Genomic DNA, 9,088 nt, shown 5'->3' with positions numbered 1-9,088 from the left:
GGCAGCGGGTGATGGCCTTCAGCTTCGGGCTGGGCGGCTTCGCGGAGGTGGCCGCGATTCAGCCGGAGATGGTGTTCCCCATCCCCGCGGACTGGAGCTTCGAGGCGGCCGCGGGCGTGGTGATGAACTACCACACGGCGCACTTCGCGCTGCACCGGCGGGGCCGGCTCAGGGCGGAGGAGTGGGTCGTGGTCCATGGCGCCGCGGGCGGCGTGGGCACGGCGGCGGTGCAGGTGGCGCGCGGCGCGCAGGCGCGCGTCATCGCCGTGGTGAGCGACGCGCGCAAGGCGGACGTCGCCCGGCGGGCCGGGGCGCATGAGGTGCTGCTGTCGACCGGAGATTGGGTCTCCCAGGTGCGGGAGAAGACGGGGGGCCTGGGCGCCAACGTGGTGGTGGACCCGGTGGGCGGCGACGTCTTCGACAAGAGCCTCAAGTGCCTGGCGCCCGAAGGCCGGCTGCTGGTGGTGGGCTTCGCGAGCGGGCGCATCCCCGAGGTCCAGGTGAACCGGCTCCTGCTGCGCAACATCGACGTGGTCGGCGTGGCCTGGGGCGGCTTCCTCCTGCACGAGCCGTCGCTGACGCCCACCATCGCCAAGGACCTGGAGGCCATGGCGGAGCGCGGGGCGCTCACGCCCGTCGTGGGCCCGGTGTTCCCGCTGGAGCAGGGCGCGCAGGCCCTGCGCGAGCTCGAGGCGCGGCGCGCCACGGGCAAGGTGGTGCTGCGCCTGCGCGAAGGCTGACCTGGCACCGGCGCGGGCGTGCTCGCGCCCGGTGCCCGTTGATTGACCGCCGGGCATGCGGCCTGCCGCGTGTGGCCCTGCCCGGCGCTGCCGCCTTCGCGGGTGGACACCACCTTGATGCAGGAGGTGACGGCGCCATGGCGGATGACCTTTTGGAGCGGCAACACCAGCGCGAGCGGGAACAGGAGCGCAAGCGGCTGCGCGAGGAGGAGCAGAAGGATTTGGACGTGGAGTCCCACCGGGGACCGCGTGCCCTGGAGGGCTACGCGGGGGGCCACACCACGTGGACGGGGCAGCAGGATGACGACTCCGCCCGCCAGGTCCACGCGGGCGACGCCGAGGCGTCCTGGGAGGCCAGCGAACGGCAGGCCCGACTGGAGCCGGAACCCGAGCCCGACCGCCGTGACGACGAACCGCCGCCAGGTGGCGAGCGCTCCCGGTGAAGCGCGGCCCACCCCGCGTGGGTCAGCGAAGCTCGGGGACCTCGCGCTCCAGCGTCTCCGCCGCGCGCGCGTCCTTGGGCAGGCCGAAGCGCTGGCGCGAGCACGCCAGCAGCTGCCCCGCGTAGACGGTGTCCTCGAGCGCCTCCTGGAAGCGGCCCACCCGCGCCAGCGTGCGTGCCCGCTCGTCCACCAGCCGGGCCAGGATGCGGGCCTGCTCCGCGTGTGAGAACAGGCGGACCACGGAGCGCGCGTCGAAGCACACCAGTGTGTCGAACTCCATGCCCAGCGTGGCCGTGCAGGCCTCGCGGATGTGCAGGAGGCTCGTGTCCAGGGCCGCCTCCGCCCGCGCCCGGGCGATGTCCGGAGCCAGGCGGCCGAGCTCACGCACGGCATTCAGGGTGAAGGCGTAACGCAGGACGGGCATGCGGATGGGAACTACACCTCAGCCGCGAGGATTCATCCAGTCACCACGGATGTCGAGTGCCGCACCTGGGCCCACCCCGAGGCGCCCGCCGCGAAAGAACGTCACTGGCCGGGATGGAATGGCGCCGACTACAGTTTCCCGTCGCGTTCCAGTCACCCCCACCAAGGACGACGAGACATGAAGGACCTGGACGCCATCCTCCGCGCGCGGGCGCAAGCTCGCGGCTCCCTGGTCCTGGCCACGGTGGTCGAGGTGTCGGGCTCCGCCTACCGGCGGCCGGGGGCGCGGATGCTGCTGAGCGAGGACGGATGGCTCGCGGGCGGCATCAGCGGTGGCTGCCTGGAGGCCGACGTCGTCCGCAAGGCCTTCTTCTGGACCACCACCGGGCCTCGCCTGCTGCGCTACGACTCCACCAGCGACACCGCGGAGGACGAGGGGGCCTTCTCCTTCGCGCTGGGCTGCAACGGCGTGGTGGACGTGCTGCTGGAGCGCTGGGAGGCGGGCGCGGGCGCGGCCCTCACCTTCGCCGCCCAGGCGCGGGAAGCGGGACGCCGGGCGGTGGTGGCGACGGTGTACCGGGGCCCCGCGAGCGCCGTGGGCTCCCGGTGGATGCTCCGCGATGACGGCACCGAAGCGGGCCACCTGTCCGGCGCGCTGGGAGACGCCGTGCGCGAAGCGGCGCGCGAGGCGCTGGAGGCGGGCCGGACGTGGAGCGGCCCCCGCGGCGGCGCGGACGTGCTGGTGGAAGTCGTGGAGCCGCCCCACCCCCTGGTGCTCTTCGGCAGCGGCTTCGACGTGGCCCCGGTGGTGAACCAGGCCGCGGCCCTGGGCTGGCACGTCACGGTGGTCGCGGACCGGCCCGCGCAGGCCCTGCGGCGCCGCTTTCCCCAGGCCCACGCGGTGGTGTCGGCGAAGGCCCCGGACGCCCCCGGCGCGCTGCCCCTGTCGCCCCGCACGCTGGCCGTGCTGATGACGCATAGCCTGCCGCAGGACCGCGAGCTGCTGGCGCGGCTGCTGCCACGCACCCTGCGCTACCTGGGCGTGCTGGGCCCTCGCTCGCGCACGGACCGGCTGCTCGCGGAGCTGCCCTCCGCGCCCACCGACGCGCACCTGGAGAAGCTGCACGCGCCCGTGGGCCTGGACCTGGGCGCGGAAGGCGCGGAGGAGATTGCCCTGTCCATCATCGCCGAGCTCCAAGCGGTGGTCGCCGGACGCCAGGGCGGCAAGCTTCGCGAGCGGCGCGCGCCCATCCACACCGCCGCGCCCCCACCGGTGCGGAGGCTCGCGTGACGGTGGGCGTGGTGCTGCTGGCCGCGGGCGGCTCCTCGCGGCTGGGCCACCCCAAGCAGCTGGTGCGCTACCAGGGCACGGCGCTGGTGCGGCGCGCCGCCGAGGCCGCGGCGTCCCTGCGGTGCGGCCCCGTGGTGGTGGTGCTGGGCGCGTCGCGGGATGCGGTCGCCGCGGAGCTGACGGACCTCGCCGTGCGCACCGTGGACCATGCGGGCTGGGCCGCGGGCCCCGGAGGCTCGCTGCGCGCGGGGCTCGGCGCGCTGCGGGAGACGGAGCCACCGGCGCTGGACGCCGTGCTCGTGCTGCTGTGCGACCAGCTCCGCGTGGAGGCCGCACACTTGAGGGCGCTGCTGGAGACCTTCGAACGGACGCGCGCGCCCGTGGTGGCCTCCGCCTACGAGGACACCCGTGGCGTCCCCGCCCTCTTCGCCCGCGCCGTCTTCCCGGAGCTGGAGGCGCTGAGCCCGGGCCAGGGCGCGCGCGGCGTGATTGCGCGCGTGCCCTCGCGCGTGGTGGACGTCCCGCTGCCCGGCGGTGGCGACGACGTGGACACGCCCGAGGATGTCTCGCGGCTGACGTGAGCCGGAGCCGCATCCGTCGCGCCGCGGATACGCGCATCGGCCCCGGGGCGCGCCCTCTGGGACGTCAGTGCGTATTGCCACCACCACGCACCGCGCCCCACCTTCTGCGCGCAGGACTTTCAGCAAAGGGGGGCTCATGTCCAGACTCAGGTTCCCGGCGGCGCTGGCCGCCTCGGCGGTGATGTGTTTGTCGGTCGGCTGCTCCAGAAACGCCAAGACATCCCAGGGCGGGATGCCACCCACGGCGCAGCAGATGCCACAGCAGGACGAAGGCCTGCCGCCCGACGCGCAGGCGGAGATGAAGCGGGACTGCCCCATGGACGTGTCCGGCGCACAGGCGCGCGCGGAGGACATCCCGGAGGGCGTGGCCCTCATCATCGTCACGCCCGAAACCGACAGGGTGGCGGACCTCCAGCAGCGCAGCCGGAGGATGATGCAGTTCCAGCAGGAGCACGGCACGGGCGGCAGCGGCATGGCCCAGCCGCCGGGCGTCGACTACGACGAGATGGGCGGCCGCGAGGAGCCGGGCTCCGCGGGCGCGCCGTCGGTGCCGTCCATCGCCAGCGTGCACGACTCTCCGGAGGGCGTCGTCATCGTCTACACCGCCGTCGACCCGGCCCGGCAGGCCAAGCTGAGCTCCGAAATCCACCGGAACGCGGAGTACCTGGCCACGGGCAAGTGCCCGGGGATGGCGGCGGACTGAGCACGACCCGAGGCCAGCGCCCGAGGCCCTGCCCCCCCACGTCGTCCAGGTGGGCCAGGCGCTGGCTTCATCCCCCGAAGACGCCCGCCTTCACGCCAGTGGCGGCAGGTGCGTCAGGAGCCGCTGCAGGTCCGGCTGCAGCTCGTCCGGTGAGGCGCTCGCGAGCACGTCCACCGGATGCGTGCCCCAGGTGACGGCGTAGGTCCGCAGCCCCGCCGCCTGTCCCGCGCGCAAGTCCAGCGCGGTGTCCCCCACCATCCACAGGCCGCCCGTGCCCAGCGCCGCCAACGCGTGGTGGATGACGTCGGGCGCGGGCTTGTGCGCGAAGCCCTCCGTGCCCTGGACGTGGTGGAGCAGCGGGCCCAGGCCCATGGCGTCCACGAACTTGCGCGCCATGTCGGGGCGCTTGGTGGTGGCCACCGCCAGCAGGTAGCCCCGCTCGCGCAGCGCGCGCAGCACCTCCACCACGCCCGGATAGGGCCGCGAGCGCCGGTGGAAGTGGAGCGGGTAGTGCTCACGGTACGCCACGCACAACGCGGGGACGTGGTCCGGCGCGAACTGGCTGTACATCCAGTCCAGCGGGTGGCCGATGAGCGCGCGCACCTGCTCATACGTCGGCGCCGGAAGCCCCAGGTGCCCGAAGGCATGGAGGAAGCTGTCGATGATGTCCGGCAGCGAGTCCACCAGCGTGCCGTCGAGGTCGAAGAGGATGCCGCGAGAAGAGGAAGCGCTCACGCACCTTCCATACCCCCTCTCGTGCCCCCTGTCCTGCCTCCGGACTCAGGGCGAGGCGCGCTCCGCCGGAGCAGCGGGCGCCTGCTCCAGGACGCACAGCCACAGCCGCTCCTCCTGCACGCAGCGCGTCCCGCGAATGGCGCGGAACTCGTGAAGCCGCTGCGGAATGGAGAGGTAGACGGCCTCCGGGTCGAGCCTGCCCGCCCGGATGTCGTCGTCGAGCCCCAGGCAGTAGGGCTGCGCGCGCGCGTCATCCAGCCGCGCGACGTAGCCGCTGTTGAAGGTGAGCCCCAGCCGGTAGGCGCGGTAGGCCCAGCGGTGGAAGTCCATGGGCCCGGCGCGGCAGCCCCGCCCGGAGCCGTCATGCATCTGCGGCGGGTAGAGCACCAGGTGCTTGCGGCCCACGGCGGCCTCGCGAAGCGCCTCGGACGGCTGCGTGTTCCAGGCCGGCCCCTCCTTCGCCTGATGGCCCCGCCCCAGGTTCACATCGAAGCCCTGCAGCACCAACGCCAGCGCCAGCAGCGCCGGCGCCACCGTGGGCCGGGGCAGGCGGATGAGCGCGAGCGCGGAGCCCAGCGCCAGCAGGTAGTACAGCGGCCACACGAAGCGGCCGGAGGAGCGGAAGGGCTCCACCCATCGCATCACCGGCGCGTAGAGGCCCGACAGGTCCGCGATGAGCTCGCCTCGCAGGGTGACGCGCGAGGACAGCGCGAAGAAGCCCAGGCCCAGCGCCACCAGCCCCACCGGCACCAGCCTGCGCCAGTGCCGCGTGACGAGCGGCGCGTCCCGCACCAGCAGGATGAGCGCGACCCAGAGCGCGAAGAGCACACCCAGCCCCAGGTAGCCGAAGCCTTCGTACTGCGCGCCCTGCCTCGGCAGCGCTTCCAGGAAGCGCGACCAGGAGTCCCGGTAGCCCATCGGATTGACGAACGTCAGGAGGTCCGCGGAGAACCCACCGAAGGCGCCGGCGCCCAGGGTGCGCACCGTGCCGAGGTAGCCCAGCACGTAGAACAGCGCCAGCACCACGCCCACGTTCACCCCGGCGCCCAGCAGGGGCCACCGCCAGGGCAGCTTCCGCTCCAGCGCGGTCCGCGCGCACAGCGCCAACGCGAGCGCCAGCACCATGGCGGTCACCACGGGGTGCACGCCCGCGGCGAACACGCACAGCGCCAGCGCGATGCCCAGCGCCTGCTTCGCCTCGCGCGCGTCCCGCTGCGGGAGCAGGTTCAGCCCCACCAGCAGCACGAGGGTCCAGTGCGCGCACAGCGCCTCGTGCGCCATGCTCATGCGCGCCAGCAGCGTGGGCGACAGCACGAGCAGCGCGCCCACCAGCCACTGCTGCGGCACCGTCGCGCCCATCCGCCGCGCCACCCACGCGGACGCGGCGCCCTGGAGCACCAGGCACATGCACATCCACGGACCGATGTACTGGAAGTCGGCGGGCAGCAGGCCGGAGAACGGCCGCAGCACCAACGCCACCCAGGGGATGGCGTCCATGTAGCCGAGCGTCGTCCCCAGCGGATGCAGGTAACCGTCGATGGCGCCCAGCGGGAAGCGGAGCGGCTCGTTGCGGAAGAACAGCCAGCCCAGCAGGTGCTGGCTGAAGTCGTCACGGATGAGCCACGACAGGCGCGTGGGATTCAGCGCCGCCGGCCCGTAGATGGCCAGGAACGCCAGCAGCCCCACCCCGCCGGCCCCGAGCGGGCCCGCGTTCGCCATGACAAACGATGCAAGCGTGTCCAGGATGCGCCGCGGCCGCTCGGGCAGCAGGGCGGGCGTCATGAACGACACTCACGCGAGGCGACGGAGACGAGGGTGACGCGCGCTTCGGGCATGGGAGCGCCGCTTGAAGCACAGCCGTTTCAGGGGCGTCAAGCGGCCCCGACGCAGACTGGGGCGCCCCTGCCCTCCACCTCCACGGCCTCCCCGTCCTCGGGCTCCGAGGTGAGCCGCCACAGGGCGCCCTCCAGGAACCCCAGCGCGCCACGCAGGTCCGACGAGGCGGCCTCCGGAGGGGCACTCCGGGCCCGCGCGATGCGCTGGCGCGCCGACGCGAAGGCCCGCTGCGCCCGCGCGACGTCGTCCCAGGCGGCCCGCGCCTCCGCCAGGTCCACCGCCGCGCGAAGCAGCGCGGCCAGCTCGCGCAGCACCGGGTCATCCCGCATCTCCGGCGCGCCCTCCAGCACGACGAAGCTCGCCTCCGCCGCCGCGGCGTCTCCCCTGCACGCCTCCACCACGGCCCGGTACACCGCGAAGCGCAGCGCCTGCCCCCGCGACACGTGGCCCAGGCCGGACACCGCCTCCGACAGCCGGGCCCAGGCGTCGCTCCACGCCCCCAGCGCCAGCTCCGCGCGCCCCAGTTCGCCCAGCGCGGTGCCCTCCAGGAGCCGCTGCCCCAGCTGCCGGCCGATGCGCGCCGCGGCCAGCAGGTGCGCGCGCGCCTCCTGCGGCCGTCCTTCCTCCAGCAGGTAGCAGCCCAGGTTGAGGCGAGCCAGCGCGTGCCCCGCCCTGTCGCCCACGCTGGCCGAGCGCGCCATCGCCTCCTCCAGCAGGCGCATCGCCTCGCTCGTGCGCCCCATCTCCCCGATGGCCACCGCGCAGTTGGACAGGAAGCCCACCTCGAACGTCACGTCCCCCACGCCGCGGAAGAGCGCCTGCGCCGCGCGCAGGTGGGGGATGGCCGCCTCCGCGCCGCGGCGCGCCTGCTCCACCAGCCCCAGGTTGCCCACGGTGTAGGCGTCCAGCCAGCGGTCGCCCTCCGACGACAACAGCCGCGCCTCGCGCACCAGCTCCCAGGCCTGGGACAGCGCGCCTTCGTGACGGGCCACAATCGACAGGTCCACCAGCACGCGCTTCTCGCCCGCCACCGCGCCCAACACCCGCAGCGACGCGCGCGCGCACTCCAGATTCCCGCGGGCCGCCATCAGGTCACCCGCCTCCAGGAACACGCGGCCACGCACCGCCACGGCCTCGGCCACCCGCCTGGGCGCGCCCGTCACCCGGTCCGCCAGCGCCAGCGCCGCGTCCAGCCGTTCGAGCAGCAGGCGCACCGGGCCCCGCGTCACCACCTCCGGCTCCAGCGCCACCAGCGCCTCCAGCGCCCGCTCCACCGAGCGCGACGTCGCGGGCGTCACGGCCAGGGCGTTGTCACACGCCGCCAGGAGGTTCTCCCGCTCCAGCGCCAGCCACCGCAAGGCCTCCGCGCCGCCCTGGCTGCGCACCTGCGCGCGCAGGCCGCGGGCCAGCGACAGGTACCAATCCGCGTGCCGCTCCGCCAACGCGGCCGCATCGCCCACGCCCTCCTCGGCCAGCCGGGCCGCGGCGTACTGACGGATGCTCTCGTACTGGCCCAGCCGGGAGTCACCGCCGGGCAGCTCCGCCTCCAGCACGCGCAGCAGCGACTTGGCGCGCAGCGACTGGAGCACGTCCAGCACGGCGGGCCCGTCCGGGGGCAGCCCCAGCACCGCTTCGGCCGCCTCCAGCGTGAAGCCGCCACGGAACACCGAGCAGCGCGCCAGCGCGGCCCGCTCCTCCGGCTCCAGCAGGTTCCAGGACCAGTCGATGGCCCCTCTCAGCGTCGCCTGTCGCGCGCAGCCGTCACGCCGCCCCGTGCGCAGCAGCTCGAAGCGACGCGTGAGCCGCTCCCGAAGCTGGCTCACGCTCAACAGCGCCATGCGCGCGGCGGCCAGCTCGATGGCCAGGGCGATTCCATCCAGCTGCCGCACGATGTCGGCGACCATCGGCGCCTCGCCGGCCGTCAGCTCGAAGTGGCCCCGGGCCTCACGCGCTCGCTGCGCGAACAGGCGCACCGCGTCCGAACGGACCAGCTCCTCCAGCCGGGACTCACCTTCCTCTGGCACCGAGAGCGGCGCCAGGTCCAGCAGCCGCTCACCGGGGAGCCCCAGGGCCTCGCGCGACGTCGCCAGGAAGCGCGCGCGAGGCGCCAGCTGGAGCCAGCGCCCCAACGTGGCGGGCAGGTGCTGCACGGCCTGCTCCAGGTTGTCGAGGATGAGCAGCACGTCACCACAGTCGTTCAGCGCGCGCCCCAGCCGCTCCGCCGGCTCGGTCGGGTCGCCGTCCGCGCGCAGGGGGATGCCCAGCGCATGGCCCACCGACAGGCAGAGCGCCTCCGCCGTCTGGACCTCGGCCAGCTCGCACAGCCACACCCCGCC

General features: G+C 74.3%; 9 protein-coding genes. 5 read left to right on the top strand and 4 right to left on the bottom strand.

All coding sequences use genetic code 11. The features are described 5' to 3' along the window. A partial coding sequence (locus G4D87_RS27605; RefSeq protein WP_163785583.1) for a zinc-binding dehydrogenase occupies nt 1–740 on the top strand: 740 nt, incomplete at its 5' end. Nucleotides 741–877: 137 nt separating this feature from the next. Further along, nucleotides 878–1,183 (top strand): hypothetical protein, encoded by a 306-nt coding sequence (locus tag G4D87_RS27600; protein ID WP_163785580.1) that lies wholly within the window; start codon nt 878–880, stop codon nt 1,181–1,183. A gap of 22 nt (nt 1,184–1,205) precedes the next feature. Here the strand turns inward: G4D87_RS27600 and G4D87_RS27595 are convergent, their stop codons facing one another. Beyond that, the gene (locus G4D87_RS27595) at nt 1,206–1,607 is read right to left on the bottom strand and encodes a hypothetical protein (protein ID WP_163785578.1); all 402 of its coding nucleotides are present in this window, start codon (nt 1,605–1,607) and stop codon (nt 1,206–1,208) included. Nucleotides 1,608–1,784: 177 nt separating this feature from the next. Here G4D87_RS27595 and G4D87_RS27590 point away from each other — a divergent pair, with 177 nt between their 5' ends. The 3 genes from G4D87_RS27590 to G4D87_RS27580 all read left to right on the top strand — a co-directional run bounded on the left by G4D87_RS27590 (nt 1,785) and on the right by G4D87_RS27580 (nt 4,181). Beyond that, a complete protein-coding gene (locus tag G4D87_RS27590; protein WP_163785575.1) occupies nt 1,785–2,897 on the top strand; it encodes an XdhC family protein in 1,113 nt (370 codons plus the stop codon). Further along, complete coding sequence (locus G4D87_RS27585; protein WP_163785574.1) at nt 2,894–3,478, top strand: nucleotidyltransferase family protein; 585 nt, start codon at nt 2,894–2,896, stop codon at nt 3,476–3,478. Before G4D87_RS27590 ends, G4D87_RS27585 begins: the two co-directional genes overlap by 4 nt. Nucleotides 3,479–3,614: 136 nt before the next feature. Continuing rightward, the gene (locus tag G4D87_RS27580) at nt 3,615–4,181 is read left to right on the top strand and encodes a hypothetical protein (RefSeq protein WP_240358655.1); all 567 of its coding nucleotides are present in this window, start codon (nt 3,615–3,617) and stop codon (nt 4,179–4,181) included. Nucleotides 4,182–4,271: 90 nt separating this feature from the next. Here the strand turns inward: G4D87_RS27580 and G4D87_RS27575 are convergent, their stop codons facing one another. The 3 genes from G4D87_RS27575 to G4D87_RS27565 all read right to left on the bottom strand — a co-directional run. Beyond that, the gene (locus G4D87_RS27575) at nt 4,272–4,916 is read right to left on the bottom strand and encodes an HAD family hydrolase (protein WP_163785570.1); all 645 of its coding nucleotides are present in this window, start codon (nt 4,914–4,916) and stop codon (nt 4,272–4,274) included. Nucleotides 4,917–4,961: 45 nt separating this feature from the next. Then, the gene (locus G4D87_RS27570; RefSeq protein ID WP_205507745.1) at nt 4,962–6,698 is read right to left on the bottom strand and encodes a DUF6311 domain-containing protein; all 1,737 of its coding nucleotides are present in this window, start codon (nt 6,696–6,698) and stop codon (nt 4,962–4,964) included. 89 nt (nt 6,699–6,787) lie between these two features. Beyond that, the coding region (locus G4D87_RS27565) for an ATP-binding protein (RefSeq protein ID WP_163785566.1) at nt 6,788–9,088 on the bottom strand (2,301 nt) is incomplete at its 5' end.

This window comes from Myxococcus vastator (assembly GCF_010894475.1).
In the GTDB taxonomy this organism is placed as follows: Bacteria; Myxococcota; Myxococcia; order Myxococcales; family Myxococcaceae; genus Myxococcus; species Myxococcus vastator.
This window is presented reverse-complemented; position numbering and strand designations above follow the sequence as displayed.

Coding starts and splice junctions, on each gene's coding strand:
- G4D87_RS27600 (WP_163785580.1), top strand. CDS start 878: ATGGCGGATGACCTTTTGGAGCGGCAACACCAGCGCGAGCGGGAACAG.
- G4D87_RS27595 (WP_163785578.1), bottom strand. CDS start 1,607: ATGCCCGTCCTGCGTTACGCCTTCACCCTGAATGCCGTGCGTGAGCTC.
- G4D87_RS27590 (WP_163785575.1), top strand. CDS start 1,785: ATGAAGGACCTGGACGCCATCCTCCGCGCGCGGGCGCAAGCTCGCGGC.
- G4D87_RS27580 (WP_240358655.1), top strand. CDS start 3,615: ATGTCCAGACTCAGGTTCCCGGCGGCGCTGGCCGCCTCGGCGGTGATG.
- G4D87_RS27570 (WP_205507745.1), bottom strand. CDS start 6,698: ATGACGCCCGCCCTGCTGCCCGAGCGGCCGCGGCGCATCCTGGACACG.